We start from the raw sequence: 17,113 nt of genomic DNA on the forward strand, positions 1-17,113 counted from the left end.
GGACTCGCTTACTAAGCTCACGCCGGAGCAGCAGGCCGAACTAAAGCAACGTTTCCATGCTGGCGAAAACCGCAGCCAATTGGCACGCCATTTTGGCGTCGATCGAGTAACCGTCCACCGATACTGCACAGCAGATCGTTAGCTGTCGATTCCTACGAACCACGTCAGCGACGCGTCGAATTGGGTCTCCGTGTAGGCCAGCGATGGCGCCTAACCGGCATGCTTGTTCTTGACTACGTTGGCTGCGTCCCTTGTACGACGAAGCGTCCGATATTTACGAAGGAGGGCGTTGCAGGAAAACCCTTTCCACCATGCCCCTCAAGCGCTGCTCTTCGTCATGGATGTTCGCAGCGCCCAAATTCATAAAGTATTGGTAGACCGGAATTCCTCCGACCAGCCCCAAACATTGCAGTCCTCGCTGATCCTCTGACCGAGACGGGAACACAAAGACGGCAGCGTCTGAAGCATACGATGCCGCATATGCAATTAGTTGATTGAGGTCGCTTCTCTCGGCGACTGTCTTCGTCTCCTTGTACTTCATGTCAAGCACGATGTTGGCAGGGAGTCGCGGAGGCGCGTACATCTCAATTACAACGTCGGGTGTTGCATCTATGGTTCGTTCTATCTGCTCAGGAAAGTCTGTCCGCTTCAAAAGCTCTTTCTTCCGCCCTTCACCGGCAGCGACGTTCCCATCGAAGACCCGATAGTTTGCCGTAGTCGCGTTTAAATCTTGCAATACAAATCGGACGTACCCTTCGAATGCGACGTCTAGATCGAGCAGCAGCGAGTTGGCAAAAACATCCGTCCCGGAAGCCGAAAAATCGAGTCCCCCGCCCTGTAGAATTAGCTTCGCCAGCGCCATCGCCGGCCGATAGTAGTCGCGCGTGTCCGGGACAGTATCCAGATCCGTTATTAGTCGATGTTCAAGGATGTCAGTCGCCTCGCATTCCGCAACTTGCTCAAGATATTCAAGGTGCAGCGCTAACCTAGCCTTCCGTCTCTTCGACCGTGCTGCGCTGTCGGCCCCAATAGCCCGAAGCAGCGCGAGCTTTATCAACCGGTTCTGCGGGGTATCGATGCCGCGCTCCGACCAGCCGAATGCAACTTTTCTGGTCCCTCTCGCCTGCAAACTAATCGTTCGGCCCATGTTGAGACGCCCCTTCGGAAAGTCCCCCTCCGCTTCCCGTCGCAGGTAAGCCCTGAGCATGCCACTTTCATGTATCGCGTCGACCTTATCGAGGAATGAGTCAATCAAAAAGTCCTCGATGGGCGCTGTCGCCTCATTGTGACTCGCGTAACTGCGCTCCAGTCCCGACAATTCATACGGTGCATGATTCGAGAGCCTAATAATCCGTTCGAGATTATCAAGTGGCACCTTTGGTCTAACGTCCAGAACGAGCCGATCATTTACCGGTATGATGCCGACATAGCCGCCCGCGAAAAACACAGGGCGCCCTTTCCTCCAGCGGATACTGATGTAATCTCTCTCTAGCACCCCGGGATAGACGAGCAACTCCGCCCCATTCATGAAAAGGGACGAGTCCACCTCAACCGGTTCGTATTCCTTGACAACCCGGATCTCAGGTTTGGTCATTCTGATCTGCGATCACGTTTGCCCACGCCGCACGTATAGAGGCAAGCTCGTCGGGGCTACGCTTCAGCACCCGGTCGAAATGGAAGGTGAGTTGGTTTTCCCAGAGTCGGATCAGCGAAGCATCATCTCTCACGGTTTGAAAATAAGCGTGTCCGAGCCTACAGAGAGGATTCGGATGACGATGTAGGATCAGGAAGAACCGCTCAAGCCGTTGCTTGCGTAGGTCGGACAAGCTGGAGCCGCTCAGCATTTCATTTAACGCGGCCACATCCGGTTCAAGCGCAATCTTCGCAAACCGGCGCTCGAATGCTAGGTCCAGTTCTTCAACGCCCCGATCCCACGGGTTCATCGTTGCCAGAATGACGAGCTTCTTTGGGACAATCGACTCCCTGCCGGAAGCCAACATAAATGGAAATCCGCGTTTTGAAGGTTCAAGATATGTGAGAACCTCTCCAAAAACTCGAATGACATCGGTCCTGCTTAACTCATCGAGGACAACCACCACCGTGTCATCCAACTCTATCGCAGCCCTACACGCCAGCAGGAAAGTCTTGTCGGCAAGCTCGAAGCCCCCTTGCTCAGTGGGAACGTAAGCTTCGATGAAGTCTTCGTATTGGTAGGCCGGATGGAATTGAATAAAGAAAAGCCGTGAGCGGTCGCCACCAGCAAGCCTCGCGGCAATTCTCCGAGCTGCGCGGCTCTTTCCGGTGCCTGGTGGGCCGGTGAAGATCACGCCACCAAAGCCGTCGGCAAGCAATTCCAGTAGACGGCGGTAGACTGGGTCGTCGGGCTCAACCATCTCAAGTTGCTCGTCCGCGATCGCCCCGGTCTCCGATGAAGCCAAGTCCATTACATTAGGAGAATCCGCACTGGGAGCCGTCTCGGGGCGAGGTATTCCGAGATCCTCAGCAGCCAGTTCGCGAATCTTTTCCAGTTTCTCTAGCATTAGGACAGGCCTCAAACGTTGACAAACAGATTCGCGCTACTATGAAGTCCACTTTCATGAAATAGCTTGCTGTATTGCGCGCCTTCGTCTGCAATGCCCTCGCGGAATCCAAACTCGTCGCAAAAAATCCGAATTAAATCGTCACCACCCGGCGACTCACCGCGAAATGAATAATCCCGATATAGAAATATACTAAGAGCATCGACCGGCACCAACCCGCCGAACAACATGTACGTCTTGGCGCCATCCGAATGATTTGCGATTAGACTGAATTCGGCGTCACCCCGCGAGCCGGAGAACGCGCAAACTTGCCTCATCGGCGACTGCGAACGAATCGAGGAAGGTGCATACGAGCCAGCGACATTTTGATTGAACCAAATGTCGGCCTTCCCTTGACCTTGCGCGACGAAGGGAAGGACGTATGGCTTCTTAATTGGCCCACCAGGGACCGCAAGAAAAGTATCAAAGAAATCGCGGAAGTTCGGTCGCAGCCCCGATACTGCGCCCGCTGCCCGAGACGTGCGCTTGAGACAAAGATATCCCGCATAGGCGGGGTGTATCCTAGTCTTGCAAAGCAAGTCCAGCGCTTCGCGTACTGCGCTTCCGTTTAGTTGCCAAAGGTTCGAGGGGCTCGACATCGTCCGGTATCGCTATTGATTGACCCCAGACATGATCATCTGTTTTAGGAGCCAGATCAACACCTATCGCCGAACGTCCCATCTCGTTAGCCACGGTAAGCGCTGTCCCGGTCCCCATGAATGGGTCGAGCACAACACCAGGGCTTAAAGGAACTGAACAATTGCACGTCGTCCAGCCGACTGTAGCTTTCTTAGCAAACGTGAACTCACGGAAATAGCCGCCGAGAGCTGCCTTGGCCTCCGAGGCGAGGCGTTGTACTTCTGCTGAGTTCCGCCCTGTACCCGTTTGCACTTTCAGTGCCTTGCCCGCATCAGAGATGCCAGTCGCCTGAATCGCCGCAATATGGGACTTCGTCAGGCCTGCCGCCTTCGCGATCTCCATGGCACGCTTAGCCTGCGGCCGGTTCGTGTCAAGTTGTGCGGTACGTTCAAATACGCGCTCGGGAATGTGTCCGCAGACGGGGCAAGAGGCTCGCGGGCAAGCGAGCAAGACAGCCCGACGGACAATTTCGTCGGGAAAAGGGGCAAGGTGATCCCCCATATTCCGCTTAAGAGGGATATTCCATACGTCACCCGGATTCGCTCCGTTCCCGATTGCTTCCGAGTATCCAACCAAGTCGTAGAAATACTTTGGCGACCGCACGAAGTGAATAATGTACTCATGTCGATTCGCAAGCCGGTTCTTTGCCGGCTCTGGCATACCGCTTTCCTTGGTCCAGATGATACGGTTACGAACAATCCAACCGTCATCGATCGCAGCGGCCTCAAGTCGAGCCGGTACGCCTGCTAGCGTGCGCGCGTTGTATGAATCGCCCACGTTGATGAAAATCGAGCCAGTACGCTTGAGCACCCTGCGCCATTCGCGCATGCACTCAATCATGTTGATCACATACTCACTCGGGGTGGGCTCCTGTCCGATCTGGCCGGCGAACCCGTAGTCCCGCTTCTTCCAATATGGGGGCGAAGTTACGATCAGATCAACGGAGGAGTCGCCGATGGGAATGTGGCGAGCGTCTGCATGGTATCGATGTGTTTCCGCGGGCGAGATGCTTCCGAAGGCGATTGGTTCTGACTTGGTTCTCATTGGCGTCTTGGGCTTCAACTGTCGGCGAATTCGTGAAAGTATACCGACGCAAAAGCTAGTCGTCGAGGACTTTCGCTGCCTCCCCGTCGGCTCGTACGCCTGTGTAAACGTACAGTATTTTGGAGTACGGCGCCGTCGTCGGCAAGCGAATTGTTGTGCGCTCTGTCCCCGTCAAATAGCGGCCAATGCTGTTATGTCCCGAACTCATCGGTTGCAGGACATGGGACCACCGATGGTGGGAAATCCCTGTCGCTCCGGTCCTATTGACGAAAAAAAAGCCAGAGCGCGAAGCCCCGGCATTGAGCACAGGTAGATACGGCAGCGGGATAAAAATGGCGCGCAGTGCGCCCGGTTCACTGTGAGAAAAATGGTTCTGGCCGGGTCACCGCCTACTTGACGGCCGCGTCTCGCGCGGGCCACGAAACCAGCCTTTGGCGTGCTGCCTCGCGGGCCGCGCGGTTGATGAGTCGGTTCACGATCGATTTGTGGAAGAAGACTACTGCGCGGCTGTAGTGGCTTGCAGCTTCTGGCCGATCCAGTCGTTGATGTCTTTCAGCGTGTTGCTTTCGATGCCGAGGAAGCCGTGCGGCGAATGACCGCCGCAGTCAGATTGCCTGTCGCCACCGCCTTCGTCTGATTCCTCCGTGACGAACGCAACCTTATTGCGCGACGCCAGACGCTGGCCGCCAGCATAGTTGGCGACGGGGCAGACATCATTCTTGTTGGAGACGATCAGCACCTTGCTGCGGTACTGCTCCGGCACGTCGAGGTCGGAGATGCCGGGATGCTTGATGGCAACCGACTCGGGCGAGGTCAGCACGTACCCGTCAGCCAGCTCGGGTGCGTGCTCCAGCACGTTGCCGACCGTGACGGTCCCACGGCTCGTGCTTACCAGAGCGATTTTTGAGTTTGGGAAGTGCTGGCGAACTTGTGCAACGATTGCCCTCTGGTCAGCCAGTGCATCCTTGCTGCGACGGTAGTAGTCGTCCATGCCGCGCATCTGCATGTCGGACGGCGCGTCAGTCAGGACCGCCGCGTAGCCATGCTGGACCCAAAAGTGGGCGGTACGCACGATAAAGTTTCCATGCTGGCTCGTCGCGCCATTCTGATCGAGCCGGGTGGTTCCGTCGCCACCGCTGTACAGGATGACGACCAGTGGCGGATTCGGCGATGGCGACTCGATGAAGATGCTCTGCGTCACGCCATCACGCGTCGGGAAGGTCACGAGGTCGCCGTGATCGAGCGGAGCCGCCGCCACGTGCGCGGCGATGAGCAACGCAGTCACTGCGCAATAGAGGCGTCTCATGCACGGGTTCCTGTCGAGTGTTCGGTCAGTTGCAATATCACCACCATTCCCTCCGCTTGAGGACGGTCTTGCGATAGTAATCGACGTTCGCGCACTGCCTGATGATGACGGCCGACACGATCCAGAGAAAGCGGTCAACCGGAACGTCTAGGGCATCGCCAGCGATACCGAGGATGACGTCGAGCGCCAGCGCGACGAGCGACAGCGTGATGGCCTTTCGCCACATCCTGAGATACAGGTAATAGAACGGTCCGAACACGAACGCCCACAGGTTCGATGTAATCAACCTTTTCTCTTTCACGGTCAGTCGGTTCACTTCGGGCCACCGCCACCATCGAGCGCGCTCGCCGCCAGCCTTCTCAATGGCCGCAAAGCGTTGCCGCCACTTTTCCGGCAGCCCGGAGAGGTCATCATCGGCGACCGCTCGCGACGAGCGGAGCGCTGACCGCGCTGCGACCGAGGACGTGATTGCCTTGCCGCATCCCGCGCAGAAAAGGGCGCTTTCCAAAAACTGTGTGCCGCACTGCTCGCAAAACGCCATAGTGCTGATCCCTTGGTCCGTATCGACGTGCCGTGTCACGGCTCATCGTGAGATCGAACTGGCAGAAGACTGCCGTTGCGGCGGCTCAGGAGCGACGACGTACCGCGCCGGTGAAACGAGCCGCCGCCACCAGACGGTGCCCGCCACCGTCTAAATCCGATCACTCTTTCTTGATTGCCAGAAGCTTACTGCCGGATAGCTCCAGCTTTCGCCCTACCACCTTGTAGACGAGCTGGGTCAGATGGCTCGGGAAGTTCGGCGAATCTTCCTGCCCCACCTCGAGACTCTTGACGACGATCTGGTCGCCGTCGAATCCGACCGATTCGACTGAATTCGGGGGCTGGCTGGCCTGACTGCCGCTGCCGTCGGGAAGGAACACCCAAAGCCAGGTTCGCGGAGCCTGTCCGCCCGCGCAGCCGTTTGACAGGGCCGAAATGACGGTCACTGGGCCGACGCCCGTGAGGTTCCCCGAGTACGCCGACGTTGCTACGCCGTCGCCGGTATCGCCATCGCACTCTTTCGAAGCGACCCGTTCGACCTGCTTTTCATAGTGGGCGACCTGGGCCTTGCTGGCCGCATGGCACGGCATGACCGCGAAGGCCGCCGCCGATGCTGCGGCGGCGATTACGAATGTCATCAGCTTCATTTTCCGCTCCTACCCGAGTTGCATCGCGTCGTTGGTGTATTTCTTGATGCGCTCAACACGGGCGGCAAAGTACGCGCGGGTGTCGTCATCGTTGGCACTGAGTCCGTATCGCCGCAGAACCCCATTCATGCGGTCCGCTGCCGCCGCATCCATGAAACGCGGATCGCGCGGGAAGCCCTCAGCGCTTGCCATTTCCGAGTCGATGAAGATGCCGCTGATATCGAGCGCGACGCAAAACTCGACGCTCCGATCAAGTCCCTTGCGACCTTGGCGCAGGTGACCGTAGCACTCGTTCACGGCCGAGAAGATGCCCGCCACCCCGCCCTGCTTGTACGTCTTCACCGCCTTTTGGGCGGCAGCCATCAGGGTGATGTCCTGATCGGACAGGTGCTGTGCGTTGGCAATGGATATCGACGCGGCCAGAACGGCCGCGAGAAAGACTCGTTTCATCGAAATTTCCCCGCAAGGTAGAAATAACACTTTGGGTTTGGTTATCGCGCGTACTTTACTCCAAACCAAACTCAAAGTGTGTGGTATTAGGCCGACAGCACCGGAACACTTCCGGCATGCCTAACCAAACTCAAAAGTGTGAAGCGCAACTTCTGTTTGCGGCCAACATGCGCCGCATCCGCAAGGCTAAGGAACTGACTCAGGAGAAGGTCGCAGAGGCGGCCGACCTGCATCCGAACTACGTCAGTTCGGTCGAGCGCGGCGAGCGCAATATCTCCATCTGCAACATCGCGCGGATTGCCAGCGCGCTCGGTGTGGCGATGGCGGCGCTTGTTGCCGAGCGGGAACGCGACGGCGAAACCACTGCGAGCAAGCTCGGCGATACGGCACAGTGACGGGTTCCCGGTATGCCGGCAGCAGCGCACGCCGTGCCGATGTCGGCCGGCTTTGATGGTCCAAAGCAATATCAGTCGTCAACGGCCGCTCTCCCGCCGCCCATGTAATCGGCGGTGTACCGACGGCACTCGTGCGACAGCCCCTGCGCATACGCAAGCACTTCGGCAAGCTCGACCATCAGCCTGCCGATGGCGATGGTATGTGTTGCGACCATGTCGCCGCTCGCGATCCCGAGTGCCGTGAACGCATGGAGCAGCCCGATTGCCGAAAACCCATCCTGCCTGCCGCACGCGCTGGAACGCCGGTTCGAAGCCGGTTTCGGTCGCGCGGACGGTAGTTGGGTTGCTCGGCATCTTCAATACTCCGAGGGCAGCAATAAGGTTGTCACGCTACGGTCGGCCTCGGTGATGATCCGGCAGCGTTCGGCGGCAACGCTGAAGCTCGACAGGATGCGCGAGCCGTGGCGTACTGCCTGCCAGTTCGATTTCGCGTCTTCGGGTGGTACATCGCCCCAATCGCCCGTGACATGGCGACGGAGAAACTGGTCGGCGGCGATGCCGTGACGGTCGAGTAGATCGAGTGCGCCGGGCGTCGCGACAATTCGGCCCAAGGAAAATAGCGGCGTGGTCGGTTGGCTGCGTAGAGCCGAGTTCGAGTAAGTGCAGGTCATGGGAACTCCGTTTGGGTAACAACCGTCGAGGGCCGTAAACGCACAAGAGCCAGTGCTGCGAACACTGGCTCTTGATGCTTGGGTGATGGGTGACTACGGTTCTGGTACGCGGGATTACTTGCTCGTTCCGGCTTTGGTGTTCATCGCATGGATACCGATTGCCCAATGGCCGGCGATATTCTTGAAGTTGGTGCGTACGCGGTCGGCCGGCTTCTGCCACGGTGCTGGGTCAAGTGCGTACTCGATCGTCGTGCCGGACGCATGCGTGGCGCGGCCGCGATGGAACAAGATATGTCGCCCCATCTCAAGTTCCGTTGAGTAGTCCACCAACAGAAAAGCTACGTCAGGCAGATCAGCTACCTTGGAGATCTCCTTGTACACGCTCGCGACAAATCCCAACTGCGCGAGCAGCGCCGCAATCTGCGACTCGCCAAGGTAGTACGGGCCATGAGCCGGATGCCGCGTCTTGGCGATGGCGATCTCGCGCACCTGCTCAATCGTCTTGCCTGAGAGCATCGCGGCGCACGCGAAGACGTCATCGAAGTCGTTGGTCTGTGAGACGAATGGAAACGCGGGCGTGAAGGTCGTCGGTGTGCTCTCGACGGTGGTTGGGAGGGTAATCGCAGGCATGGTAGCTCCTGAAAACGCAAAAATAGAGCGCGCAGCAACGCCTGCCTGGCGGCATCGGACATTTCGGGCAGATCGGAAGGGAAAATTCGAGGCGAAATCCGGCCAAACTCCGGCGGATTTGCTCAGGCGTGCGCTGCGGCGCATGGAAAACCGAGCAGTGCGGTGTGGCGAGCAACTTTTCGGCTTAACCACATTTTATCAGGGGCAAATCACTTAGCGTCGACCAAATAACTTTGGCCAGGCTGGCGAAATTCGACTAATTGCCACTCCAATTCCGCCGAAAATCGCTGAGCACCACCTCTTTTCCGCTAGCCGCAATATCCAGATAATCCGACCAGACCTGCATCATCTGCCTCCGCTCGGCCAGGTACAGCGCGCGGTTATACGCGGCCCGTACTTTGTTCCGCTCGGCGTGCGCGAGCTGCCGCTCAATCCAGTCGGGATGAAATCCCATTTCATTCAGAATGGTCGACGCCGTGGCACGAAACCCATGTCCGGTTGCGCGTGAGTGATAGCCCAGCCGGTACAACGCGTAGAGCAATGTATTCTCACTGATCCATTTGTTGCGACGCCCGTTGCCCGACGGAAACACGAGATCTGAACCAGCGCCAACGGCCTGCAACTGCCGAAGCAAGGCAACTGCCTGCTTCGACAACGGAACAATGTGCTCTTCCCGCATCTTCATGCGTTCCGCAGGGATGCGCCATTCACTCAATTCCAGATTGAACTCGGCCCAGCTGGCTGCACGTAGTTCGCCCGTCCGAACGAAAGTGTGAACCATCAACTGAAGTCCTAACCTGGTTTGAGGATCACCGTCGTACCCGGCCAGCTTGGCCAAGAATTCCGGCAATTCGTCGTGCGCCAATGCGGCGTGATGCTTGCGTTCCGGCGTCTTCAACGCACCTCGCAACTCGGCCGCCGGGTTGGCAACAATCCGCCCCGTCGCGACCGCATATCGAAAGACCGCGTTGCAGCGCTGCAAAACCCGCCCCGCGATCTCCAATGCCCCTCGCTTCTCGATCACGCGCAATGCCATCAGTAAGTCAGGGGCGCTGATCGAGCCAATAGGGCGATCACCCAGCCTCGGAAAAATATCGGCCTCAAGCGAATTCATGATCTTTTTTGCGTGGGATTCGGTCCACGCCGATCGCTTCGTCTTGTGCCACTCACGGGCAATGAGTTCGAACGTCGTCGCCTGCTCCTCGGATCTGCGTCGGACGGTCTGCTTTCGCTCGATGACAGGATCGATCCCCTGTTTGATGAGCTTTTTCGCCTCATCGCGCATCTGCCGCGCCTCGGCTAGCGACACCTGCGGATAGACACCGAGAGCGTAAATCTTCTGCTTGCCGTGCAGGCGAAAGGCGAGCCGCCAGTATTTGCCGCCGTTCGGCGTAACGTGGAGGTACATGCCACCGCCGTCGGCAAGCTTGTACGGCTTGTCGGAAGGCTTGAGGTTCCGAACTGCAGTATCTGTAAGGGACATTTGACTGATACCAACATTTTTCGCGTCGATACCAACCAATATACCATCACCGATACCAGCAATCAGCGCACGATCACGGACGCCGAAAAACAAAAAACCCCGCAAAATCAATGATCTCACGGGGTTTTCTGGTCACCGCCGTACGTCAGCGGATGGATATATGGTGCCGGCTGCAGGACTCGAACCCGCCACCTGATGATTACAAATCAACTGCTCTACCAGATGAGCTAAGCCGGCGTAAGCGCGAGATTCTACCTCATTTCACGATCTTGAGGCGAGGTCTGCTACCGCCTTTCGAGCCGTCACCGTCGGTTTTCGGCGGTTCGTCGGCACCTTCTGACGGTTCCTCGTTCGCGCCGCTGTCGACCACAGGCGTGAGCACGGCAGGCGACTCGTCGCGCTGCACATCACCGGCCGGCGCAGCATCTTCGTCGAACGCCCCCGAATCCGCACCCTCGCCCGCCACTGCATCGACCTGGAACGCCATCCCCTGCCCGTTCTCCCGCGCGTAAATCGCGAGCACGTTGGCCACCGGAATCTCGATCTTGTGCGCCTTCCCGGAGAACCGGGCGGTGAACTCGATCCACTCGTTGCCCATCTGCAACTGGCTCGTCGCCTCGAAGCTGACGTTGAGCACGATCTCGCCGTCACGCACGAACTGACGCGGGACGCGCGTCGAGTTGTCGACCCTCACCGCGATATGCGGCGTGTAACCGTTATCGGTGCACCACTCATACAGCGCGCGCAGCAGATAAGGCTTCGTTGAAATCTCTTGCATCACAATCCTCGAACCCGGAGCGGGTACGCGGCACGCCGCGCCGCCCGCTCCGTCATGCCCTCATTGCATCATCAACGACGCATGACCTTTTCGGACGGCGTCAGTGCTTCGATATAGGCCGGACGGCTGAAGATCCGCTCGGCGTACTTCATCAGCGGCGCAGCGTTCTTCGACAGTTCGATGCCGTAGTGATCCAGACGCCACAGCAGCGGCGCGATCGCGACGTCGAGCATCGAGAACTCCTCGCCGAGCATGTACTTGTTCTTCAGGAAGATCGGCGCGAGCTGCGTCAGGCGATCGCGGATCGCGAGACGTGCCTTCTCGTGATTCTTCTCCGCTGCCTTGCCCTTCTCGTTCTCGAGCGTGCTGACGTGCACGAACAGTTCCTTCTCGAAGTTGAGCAGGAACAGGCGCGCACGTGCGCGCTGCACCGGGTCGGCCGGCATCAGTTGCGGATGCGGGAAGCGTTCGTCGATGTACTCGTTGATGATGTTCGATTCGTACAGGATCAGGTCGCGCTCGACCAGGATCGGCACTTGACCGTACGGGTTCATCACCGAAATGTCTTCCGGTTTGTTGAACAGGTCGACGTCACGGATCTCGAAGTCCATGCCCTTCTCGAACAGTACCAGCCGGCAGCGCTGGGAGAACGGGCAAGTTGTGCCAGAGTACAGAACCATCATATTTGCATTTCCTCAAAAAAGCCGAGGGCCGGCACGCGGCGCAACCCCTTTCACGGGTTCCGCCTTGCGCCGACCCCACGCCGGTCAGGCGTGTTTACTTGATATCTTTCCAGTACGCGGCGTTGAGCCGCCAAGCCAGGAAAGTCAGGACACCGAGAAAGACCAACACCCATACGCCGAGGCGTTTGCGGGTCTGCTGGGCCGGCTCGGACATCCATGTCATATAGGCCACCAGGTCGGCAACCGCAGCATCATAATCCGGCGGCGACAACGTCCCCGGTGTGACCTGCTGGAAGCCGACGAGCGCGTGGACCTTCTCGCCCGTCTCCTCGTCCGTCCTGTCTTCGAATTTGGCAGTGCGCTGCCCCTGCAGTTGCCACAATACATGGGGCATGCCGACGTTCTCGAACACCGCGTTGTTCCAGCCGGTCGGCCGCGTATCGTCGCGGTAGAAACCCCGCAGATACGTATACAGCCAGTCGCGGCCGCGCGCCCGCTCCTCGACCGACAGGTCGGGCGGCGTGGTGCCGAGCCAGTTCTTCGCGTCTTCGGGCCGCATCGCGACGGACATCGTGTTCCCGACCTTGTCGGTCGTGAACAGGAGATTCGTTTCGATCTCCTTCTGGGATATGCCCAGATCCGTCAGACGGTTGTAGCGCATCAGGTTCGCGCTGTGGCAGTTCAAGCAATAGTTTACAAACAATTGCGCGCCGTGCTGAAGCGAAACGAGATTTTCCGTGTTATCGGGCGCCCGGTCGAGCGGAAAATTACCTTCCGCGCGCACGGCCGGCGCCGCCAGCAGCGCAACGGCCGTCGCCCCGATCAGCGCGAGCGTCGAAAGCAGTTTCTTCATGTCGTTCTCTCCTCGCTCACGTTAATGGGGCTTGAAGCGCACCCGCTCCGGCGGCTGCTTGAACGTGCCAAGCGGCGTCCAGACGGGCATGCCGAGGAAGAACGCGAAGTAGATCAGCGCGCAGCCCTGCGCGATCAGCGTCGAGACCGGCGATGGCGGCCGCGTGCCGAGGAACGCGAGGGTCAGGAACGCCGCGACGAAGATCCCGAGGAACACCTTGTGGAACAGCGGCCGGTAGCGGATCGACTTCACCGGGCTGCGGTCGAGCCACGGCAGGAAGAACAGCGTGATCACCGCCGAGCCCATCACGACGACGCCCCAGAACTTCGATTCCGTCAGGAACATGAACACGACGATCGCAGCAGCCAGCACCGGCAGCCCGACCTTCCACTTGCCGCGCGCGCGGATCAGCGCGACCACGCCGAGCAGCGCGATCACGATCATCAGCACGATCTTGAACGGGTCGGTGGTCGCGCGCAGCATCGCGTAGAACGCGGTGAAGTACCAGACCGGCGCGATCTCCGGCGGCGTCTGCAGCGGGTTCGCCGGGACGAAGTTGTTCGACTCGAGGAAGTAGCCGCCCATCTCCGGCGAGAAGAACACGATCAGCACGAACACCATCAGGAACACGCAGACACCGAAGAAATCGTGCACCGAGTAGTACGGATGGAACGGAATGCCGTCGAGCGGAATGCCGTTCTCGTCCTTCTTCGCCTTGATCTCGATGCCGTCCGGGTTATTCGACCCCACTTCGTGCAGCGCGACGAGGTGCGCAATCACGAGGCCGACCAGCACGAGCGGAATCGCGATCACGTGGAACGCGAAGAAGCGGTTCAGCGTGACGTCGGACACGACGTAGTCGCCGCGAATCCACAGCGACAGGTCCGGGCCGACGAACGGGATCGCCGAGAACAGGTTCACGATCACCTGCGCGCCCCAGAACGACATCTGGCCCCACGGCAGCAGGTAGCCGAAGAACGCCTCGGCCATCAGGCACAGGAAGATCGCACAACCGAAGATCCACACGAGCTCGCGCGGCTTGCGATACGACCCGTACATCAGCCCGCGGAACATGTGCAGGTAGACGACCACGAAGAACATCGATGCACCGGTCGAGTGCATGTAGCGGATCAGCCAGCCCCACGGCACCTCGCGCATGATGTACTCGACCGACGCGAACGCGAGCGTCGAGTCGGGCTTGTAGTTCATCGTCAGGAAGATGCCCGTGACGATCTGGTTGACGAGCACGAGCAGCGCGAGGGAGCCGAAGAAGTACCAGAAGTTGAAGTTCTTCGGCGCGTAGTACTCGGAAACGTGCTTTTTCCAGGTAGACGTGAGCGGGAAGCGCTGGTCGATCCAGCCGGTGAGACCTGTCGTGGAGACTTCTTTGTTGTCGGCAGCCATCACGCGTCTCCTTTCTCGTCCCTGCCGATCACGAGGGTCGTCGCCGACGTGAACATGTAGGGCGGGATGTCGAGATTCTGAGGCGCCGGCTTGTTCTTGAACACGCGGCCGGCGAGGTCGTAGGTCGAACCGTGGCACGGGCACAGGAAACCGCCCGGCCAGTCGTCCGGCAGGTTCGGCTGCGGACCCGGCGTGAAGCGTTGGCTAGGCGTGCAGCCGAGGTGCGTACACACGGCCATCACGACGAGAATGTTCTTGCGATCGGCCCGCGAGCGATATTCGTTCGCGCAATAGGCGGGCAACGCCATCGAATACGGGGATTTGCTGGTCGGATCGGCCACTTCCTTGTCGGCCTTGACGACGTCGGCCAGCATGTCGTCGGTACGGTTCAGGATCCAGACCGGCTTGCCGCGCCACGGCACGGTGACCATTTCGCCGGGCTTCAGACTGCTGATGTCGACCTCGACCGGTGCACCGGCCGCTTTCGCTTTCGCGGACGGCGCAAGCGACGCCGCGAAAGGTATGACAGTGGCTACGCCTCCCACGCCACCTGCTACGGATGTCGCAATCAGCCAGGTACGGCGGCCGCTGTCGACGCGTTTCTCTTCCTTGTCTCGCATCACACGCCCCACTTCTGAGTTGGATTTTCCGTCACGACTTTCCATTCCGCCGCTAGTTTGCTCGAATGGAGTCGCCATTTACAAGGCCCGGAGATGAAAATCCCTTCGAAGTAGTTGATAGTTAAGGGTTTTCCCCCACTATCGGAGCGATTAAATCATTTCACTTTTAAGCATCCGCTACATTGCGAAATTTCGATGCACCGCCGCAAATCCGCGGCTCAGACCGGATTATGAATATCGATAAAAAGGTGTTCGATATCGAATTCTTCGGACAAGTGGGTGCCAAGCGCCTGGATTCCGTAGCGTTCGGTCGCATGGTGCCCTGCCGCAACGAACGCGACGCCGCTCTCGGCCGCCGCGTGCGTGACGGGTTCGGACACCTCGCCGGTCAGGAACACGTCCGCGCCGGCGTCGATCGCGGCATCGAAATAGCTCTGCGCCGCGCCCGTGCACCACGCGATGCGGCGCAACTGCGTGTCCGCATCGCCCAACACGAGCGGCGTGCGGCCGAGCGTGCGCTCGACCTTCGCGACGAAGTGCTCGAGCGTCACCGGCATCGGCAGCGTCGCCATCCAGCCGAGGTCGCCATCGCCGAAACGCTGCTCGCCGAGCAGCCCGAGCTTCGCGCCGAGTTGCGCGTTGTTGCCGAACTCCGGATGCGCGTCGAGCGGCAGGTGGAACGCGAACAGGTTCAGGTCGTTCGCAAGCAGCAGCTTCAGGCGCTGGTACTTGCGGCCCGTGATCTGCGGCGCCTCGTTGCGCCAGAAATAGCCGTGATGGACGAGCACTGCATCCGCCCCCCATTCGAGCGCGGCTTCGAGGAACGCGACCGACGCCGTCACGCCGGTGGCGATCTTCTCGATCTTGCGGCGCCCCTCGACCTGGAGGCCGTTCGGGCAATAGTCCTTGAAGCGCGCGGTTTCAAGGGTATTGTTCAAGTACAATTCAAGTTCGATCCGATCCATATAAACCTCTAATCCATTCAGATGCTTAGACGCTTCTGGCTGTTCTTCGCGCAGGCGGTAACGGTGCTGCTCGCGCTGATGTTCATCGTCGTGACGCTCAAGCCGCAATGGCTGCAACGGCAAGGACAGCTCGGCAAGCAGCTCGCCACGCCGATCGTTGCGCTGCGGGAAGTCGCGCCGGGCATCGGCGGGGCACCGGCGACCACGTCGTACGCCGAGGCCGCGCAAAAGGCGATGCCCGCTGTCGTCAACGTATTCTCCAGCAAGGATGGCTCGCTGCCGCCCGATCCGCGCGCGAAAGATCCGCTGTTCCGCTACTTCTTCGGCGACCGCAACGCCCGCAAGCAACAGGACGAACCGGCCGCCAACCTCGGCTCAGGCGTTATCGTGAGCCCGGAAGGTTACATTCTAACGAACCAGCACGTCGTGGACGGTGCCGACCAGATCGAAGTCGCGCTCGCAGACGGCCGCACGGCCACCGCGAAGGTGATCGGCAGCGACCCGGAAACCGACCTGGCCGTACTGAAGATCAACATGACGAACCTGCCGACGATCACGCTCGGCCGTTCGGACCAGTCGCGGGTCGGCGACGTCGTACTCGCGATCGGCAACCCGTTCGGCGTCGGCCAGACGGTCACGATGGGGATTATCAGCGCGCTCGGCCGCAATCACCTCGGCATCAATACGTTCGAGAACTTCATCCAGACCGACGCGCCGATCAACCCCGGCAACTCGGGCGGCGCGCTGGTCGACGTGAACGGCAACCTGCTCGGGATCAACACGGCGATCTACTCGCGCTCGGGCGGCTCGCTCGGCATCGGCTTCGCGATTCCCGTGTCGACCGCGCGCACCGTGCTCGAAAGCATCATCACGACGGGCTCGGTCACGCGCGGCTGGATCGGCGTCGAGCCGCAGGACGTCACGCCGGAGATCGCCGAGTCGTTCGGGCTCCAGCAGAAATCCGGCGCGATCGTCGCAGGCGTGCTGCAGGGCGGCCCCGCCGACAAGGCCGGCATCAAGCCGGGCGACATCCTCGTGAGCGTGAACGGCGAGGACATCACCGACACGACGAAGCTGCTGAACACCGTCGCGCAGATCAAGCCGGGCACGCCGACCAAGGTACACGTCGTGCGCAAGGGCAAGGAGTTCGACGTGAACGTCGTGATCGGCAAGCGCCCGCCGCCGCCGAAGCAGACGCTCGACGAACAGGACAGCGACAGCGAGTGACATCCGGCGGCCGGCGCATCGGTGCCGCCGGCAGGCCGAAGACGGAAATGCAAAAGGGCAGCTCAGAGTTGAGCTGCCCTTTTGCATTGCATCGGCGTTCTTTCGTCGCGGTGAAGCTGCGTTCGCCCGCACCGCCTGCGCGTTCCGATCTACCGTCCGGCTACAACGTCGCCGAACGGCGCGTCGGCCGCAGCCACCG

20 protein-coding genes, 1 tRNA gene and 1 pseudogene are annotated in these 17,113 nt (G+C 59.7%); 3 read left to right on the plus strand and 19 right to left on the minus strand.

Translation table 11 applies throughout. The features are described 5' to 3' along the window. Positions 1 to 16: 16 nt before the first annotated feature. Positions 17 to 142, plus strand: a pseudogene (locus GEM_RS32515) (helix-turn-helix domain-containing protein); the annotation flags it as partial. A gap of 132 nt (positions 143 to 274) precedes the next feature. On the opposite strand, the gene GEM_RS15225 reads toward GEM_RS32515, so the two are convergent. The 8 genes from GEM_RS15225 to GEM_RS15250 form a co-directional block, all read right to left on the minus strand. After that, on the minus strand, positions 275 to 1,594 hold the full coding sequence (locus tag GEM_RS15225) for a 5-methylcytosine restriction system specificity protein McrC (protein ID WP_014898277.1): 1,320 nt from the start codon (positions 1,592 to 1,594) through the stop codon (positions 275 to 277). Beyond that, entirely contained in the window at positions 1,581 to 2,540 is a 960-nt protein-coding gene (locus tag GEM_RS15230) for an AAA family ATPase (protein WP_014898278.1), read from the minus strand. The genes GEM_RS15225 and GEM_RS15230 overlap by 14 nt, the downstream gene beginning before the upstream one ends. Positions 2,541 to 2,551: 11 nt before the next feature. Then, positions 2,552 to 3,118 (minus strand): hypothetical protein, encoded by a 567-nt coding sequence (locus GEM_RS31290; RefSeq protein WP_187293235.1) that lies wholly within the window; start codon positions 3,116 to 3,118, stop codon positions 2,552 to 2,554. Next, on the minus strand, positions 3,102 to 4,262 hold the full coding sequence (locus GEM_RS30080) for a DNA-methyltransferase (RefSeq protein ID WP_014898279.1): 1,161 nt from the start codon (positions 4,260 to 4,262) through the stop codon (positions 3,102 to 3,104). Before GEM_RS30080 ends, GEM_RS31290 begins: the two co-directional genes overlap by 17 nt. Positions 4,263 to 4,758: 496 nt before the next feature. Continuing rightward, positions 4,759 to 5,568, minus strand: a complete 810-nt coding sequence (locus GEM_RS15235) for an alpha/beta hydrolase family protein (protein ID WP_014898280.1) — start codon at positions 5,566 to 5,568, stop codon at positions 4,759 to 4,761. Between the two features lie 37 nt (positions 5,569 to 5,605). Next, a complete protein-coding gene (locus tag GEM_RS29200; protein WP_148283834.1) occupies positions 5,606 to 6,148 on the minus strand; it encodes a DUF2628 domain-containing protein in 543 nt (180 codons plus the stop codon). A gap of 121 nt (positions 6,149 to 6,269) precedes the next feature. After that, a complete protein-coding gene (locus tag GEM_RS15245; protein WP_014898282.1) occupies positions 6,270 to 6,755 on the minus strand; it encodes a hypothetical protein in 486 nt (161 codons plus the stop codon). Between the two features lie 9 nt (positions 6,756 to 6,764). Next, positions 6,765 to 7,205: a hypothetical protein gene (locus tag GEM_RS15250; protein ID WP_014898283.1), complete on the minus strand. Its 441-nt coding sequence runs from the start codon at positions 7,203 to 7,205 to the stop codon at positions 6,765 to 6,767. A 116-nt stretch (positions 7,206 to 7,321) separates the two neighbouring features. Between GEM_RS15250 and GEM_RS15255 the strand changes: the two genes are divergently transcribed. Beyond that, positions 7,322 to 7,600 (plus strand): helix-turn-helix domain-containing protein, encoded by a 279-nt coding sequence (locus GEM_RS15255; protein WP_014898284.1) that lies wholly within the window; start codon positions 7,322 to 7,324, stop codon positions 7,598 to 7,600. A 71-nt stretch (positions 7,601 to 7,671) separates the two neighbouring features. On the opposite strand, the gene GEM_RS31860 is transcribed toward GEM_RS15255, so the two are convergent. The 11 genes from GEM_RS31860 to GEM_RS15300 all read right to left on the minus strand — a co-directional run bounded on the left by GEM_RS31860 (position 7,672) and on the right by GEM_RS15300 (position 15,687). After that, a complete protein-coding gene (locus GEM_RS31860; RefSeq protein ID WP_014898285.1) occupies positions 7,672 to 7,815 on the minus strand; it encodes a hypothetical protein in 144 nt (47 codons plus the stop codon). A gap of 141 nt (positions 7,816 to 7,956) precedes the next feature. Then, complete coding sequence (locus GEM_RS30085) at positions 7,957 to 8,271, minus strand: hypothetical protein (RefSeq protein WP_014898286.1); 315 nt, start codon at positions 8,269 to 8,271, stop codon at positions 7,957 to 7,959. Positions 8,272 to 8,385: 114 nt separating this feature from the next. Next, positions 8,386 to 8,901, minus strand: coding sequence for a hypothetical protein (locus tag GEM_RS15260; RefSeq protein WP_014898287.1), 516 nt, complete (start codon positions 8,899 to 8,901; stop codon positions 8,386 to 8,388). A 256-nt stretch (positions 8,902 to 9,157) separates the two neighbouring features. Further along, a complete protein-coding gene (locus GEM_RS15265; RefSeq protein ID WP_014898288.1) occupies positions 9,158 to 10,384 on the minus strand; it encodes a tyrosine-type recombinase/integrase in 1,227 nt (408 codons plus the stop codon). 161 nt (positions 10,385 to 10,545) lie between these two features. Next, positions 10,546 to 10,621, minus strand: a tRNA-Thr gene (locus tag GEM_RS15270). 19 nt (positions 10,622 to 10,640) lie between these two features. After that, positions 10,641 to 11,162, minus strand: a complete 522-nt coding sequence (locus GEM_RS15275) for a ClpXP protease specificity-enhancing factor (RefSeq protein WP_014898289.1) — start codon at positions 11,160 to 11,162, stop codon at positions 10,641 to 10,643. A gap of 71 nt (positions 11,163 to 11,233) precedes the next feature. After that, positions 11,234 to 11,845, minus strand: coding sequence for a glutathione S-transferase N-terminal domain-containing protein (locus tag GEM_RS15280; protein WP_014898290.1), 612 nt, complete (start codon positions 11,843 to 11,845; stop codon positions 11,234 to 11,236). 94 nt (positions 11,846 to 11,939) lie between these two features. After that, positions 11,940 to 12,698: a cytochrome c1 gene (locus GEM_RS15285; RefSeq protein WP_014898291.1), complete on the minus strand. Its 759-nt coding sequence runs from the start codon at positions 12,696 to 12,698 to the stop codon at positions 11,940 to 11,942. 21 nt (positions 12,699 to 12,719) lie between these two features. Further along, positions 12,720 to 14,102, minus strand: a complete 1,383-nt coding sequence (locus GEM_RS15290) for a cytochrome b (protein WP_014898292.1) — start codon at positions 14,100 to 14,102, stop codon at positions 12,720 to 12,722. Then, positions 14,102 to 14,722 (minus strand): ubiquinol-cytochrome c reductase iron-sulfur subunit, encoded by a 621-nt coding sequence (gene petA, locus GEM_RS15295; RefSeq protein ID WP_014898293.1) that lies wholly within the window; start codon positions 14,720 to 14,722, stop codon positions 14,102 to 14,104. The genes GEM_RS15290 and petA overlap by 1 nt, the downstream gene beginning before the upstream one ends. A gap of 218 nt (positions 14,723 to 14,940) precedes the next feature. Further along, a complete protein-coding gene (locus GEM_RS15300; protein ID WP_014898294.1) occupies positions 14,941 to 15,687 on the minus strand; it encodes a Nif3-like dinuclear metal center hexameric protein in 747 nt (248 codons plus the stop codon). A 21-nt stretch (positions 15,688 to 15,708) separates the two neighbouring features. On the opposite strand from GEM_RS15300, the gene GEM_RS15305 reads away from it, so the two are divergent. After that, the gene (locus tag GEM_RS15305) at positions 15,709 to 16,914 is read left to right on the plus strand and encodes a Do family serine endopeptidase (RefSeq protein WP_014898295.1); all 1,206 of its coding nucleotides are present in this window, start codon (positions 15,709 to 15,711) and stop codon (positions 16,912 to 16,914) included. Positions 16,915 to 17,113: the final 199 nt, after the last annotated feature.

The sequence above is a fragment of the Burkholderia cepacia GG4 genome (genome assembly GCF_000292915.1).
In the GTDB taxonomy this organism is placed as follows: domain Bacteria; phylum Pseudomonadota; class Gammaproteobacteria; order Burkholderiales; family Burkholderiaceae; genus Burkholderia; species Burkholderia cepacia_D.

Coding starts and splice junctions, on each gene's coding strand:
- GEM_RS15300 (WP_014898294.1), bottom strand. CDS start 15,687: ATGGATCGGATCGAACTTGAATTGTACTTGAACAATACCCTTGAAACC.
- GEM_RS15250 (WP_014898283.1), bottom strand. CDS start 7,205: ATGAAACGAGTCTTTCTCGCGGCCGTTCTGGCCGCGTCGATATCCATT.
- GEM_RS30085 (WP_014898286.1), bottom strand. CDS start 8,271: ATGACCTGCACTTACTCGAACTCGGCTCTACGCAGCCAACCGACCACG.
- GEM_RS15230 (WP_014898278.1), bottom strand. CDS start 2,540: ATGCTAGAGAAACTGGAAAAGATTCGCGAACTGGCTGCTGAGGATCTC.
- GEM_RS15280 (WP_014898290.1), bottom strand. CDS start 11,845: ATGATGGTTCTGTACTCTGGCACAACTTGCCCGTTCTCCCAGCGCTGC.
- GEM_RS15225 (WP_014898277.1), bottom strand. CDS start 1,594: ATGACCAAACCTGAGATCCGGGTTGTCAAGGAATACGAACCGGTTGAG.
- petA (WP_014898293.1), bottom strand. CDS start 14,722: ATGCGAGACAAGGAAGAGAAACGCGTCGACAGCGGCCGCCGTACCTGG.
- GEM_RS15255 (WP_014898284.1), top strand. CDS start 7,322: ATGCCTAACCAAACTCAAAAGTGTGAAGCGCAACTTCTGTTTGCGGCC.
- GEM_RS15260 (WP_014898287.1), bottom strand. CDS start 8,901: ATGCCTGCGATTACCCTCCCAACCACCGTCGAGAGCACACCGACGACC.
- GEM_RS15290 (WP_014898292.1), bottom strand. CDS start 14,102: ATGGCTGCCGACAACAAAGAAGTCTCCACGACAGGTCTCACCGGCTGG.
- GEM_RS15285 (WP_014898291.1), bottom strand. CDS start 12,698: ATGAAGAAACTGCTTTCGACGCTCGCGCTGATCGGGGCGACGGCCGTT.
- GEM_RS15265 (WP_014898288.1), bottom strand. CDS start 10,384: ATGTCCCTTACAGATACTGCAGTTCGGAACCTCAAGCCTTCCGACAAG.
- GEM_RS31860 (WP_014898285.1), bottom strand. CDS start 7,815: ATGGTCGCAACACATACCATCGCCATCGGCAGGCTGATGGTCGAGCTT.
- GEM_RS15305 (WP_014898295.1), top strand. CDS start 15,709: ATGCTTAGACGCTTCTGGCTGTTCTTCGCGCAGGCGGTAACGGTGCTG.
- GEM_RS15235 (WP_014898280.1), bottom strand. CDS start 5,568: ATGAGACGCCTCTATTGCGCAGTGACTGCGTTGCTCATCGCCGCGCAC.
- GEM_RS15245 (WP_014898282.1), bottom strand. CDS start 6,755: ATGAAGCTGATGACATTCGTAATCGCCGCCGCAGCATCGGCGGCGGCC.
- GEM_RS30080 (WP_014898279.1), bottom strand. CDS start 4,262: ATGAGAACCAAGTCAGAACCAATCGCCTTCGGAAGCATCTCGCCCGCG.
- GEM_RS15275 (WP_014898289.1), bottom strand. CDS start 11,162: ATGCAAGAGATTTCAACGAAGCCTTATCTGCTGCGCGCGCTGTATGAG.